Raw genomic sequence first — 1,187 nt, 5'->3', positions numbered from 1 at the left:
AATCCTCTTCGAGGACGTGTTCCTCACTCCTCACAGAACCGTGCGTGCGGTATTATCGCACACGGCTCTTCCTATTATCATTCACAGAATATAGCTAATACTGGTCTTCAAGTCATATATGTTCACTCGTACTCTTGGTCTAAGTAGTGGGTACTTTTTTAAAAATATATTAAATTTATCCCAGCTAAAAGATTTCCTTTGACTTCTTCGATTCATCCATTTAAATAACAGTTGTTTTACATGGAAGAGAAAGTTCTCTACCGCTAAAGTATTATCTGTAATACAATAATAATTGTAGTAACCCTTGAGAGACCGTACTAATCTATCCATAATGAGTCGAATGTCCATGGTTCGATTGGCTTTCAACCATTCCTTTTGACTCTTTAGTTTGGCACGCACCTTCTTTCGAGCGGTCTTTCTTTTAACTCGAAAGTTTCCATTTTGACTTTTACTGCAATAGTGTGTAAAGCCAAGAAAGTCAAATGTTGGTGGTTTGCCATGTCCACTGCTATCTGCATTCCGACCAAAGGAAATGATAGTTGTTTTATCCTCTGCCACTTCCAGGTTGAACTTTTCTAGTCGTTTAATGAGTGCAGAATAGAAGGCTTCAGCATCCTCTCTGTATTGGAAACAGCATACAAAGTCATCAGCATAACGAACGATATAAGCTTTCCCTTTACATTGCTTTCTGACCACTTTTTCAAACCATAAGTCTAGTACATAGTGTAGGTATACATTGGCTAGAATCGGTGAGATGACACCTCCTTGAGGTGTTCCTTTGTCCGATTCGTAGTATTTACCTTCTTCCAGATATCCACCTTTCAGAAATCTAGCAATAATTCTAAGAAGGTTAGGGTCATTAATACGATGTTTCAGGAATTTCATCATCCATTCATGGTTGACATTGTCAAAGAATCCCTTAATGTCAGCATCTACAACATAGTTAGTAGGTCTCTTTTCAAGGTATACATTAAGAATCTTTAATGCATCATGACAACCTCTGTTTGGTCGAAACCCAAAGGAACTGTCAAGGAAGTCGTTCTCATATATCGCATTGAGAATCTTAACTAATGCACGCTGGACAATCTTATCCTCATGGTCAGGTATACCTAGCGGTCTCTTCTTCTTAGTACCTGGCTTATTAATATAAGTCCGTTTAACTGGTACAGGCCGATAGGCCTTCTTCT

General features: G+C 38.6%; 1 protein-coding gene. It reads right to left on the bottom strand.

Translation table 11 applies throughout. The features are described 5' to 3' along the window. Window positions 1-81: 81 nt before the first annotated feature. A partial coding sequence (gene ltrA, locus D8M05_RS19970) for a group II intron reverse transcriptase/maturase (protein WP_245985553.1) occupies window positions 82-1,187 on the bottom strand: 1,106 nt, incomplete at its 5' end.

This window comes from Oceanobacillus bengalensis (genome assembly GCF_003628445.1).
Lineage (GTDB): Bacteria > Bacillota > Bacilli > Bacillales > Amphibacillaceae > Oceanobacillus > Oceanobacillus bengalensis.
Note: the sequence above shows the minus strand (reverse complement) of the source record. Positions and strands in the feature narration are given on the sequence as shown.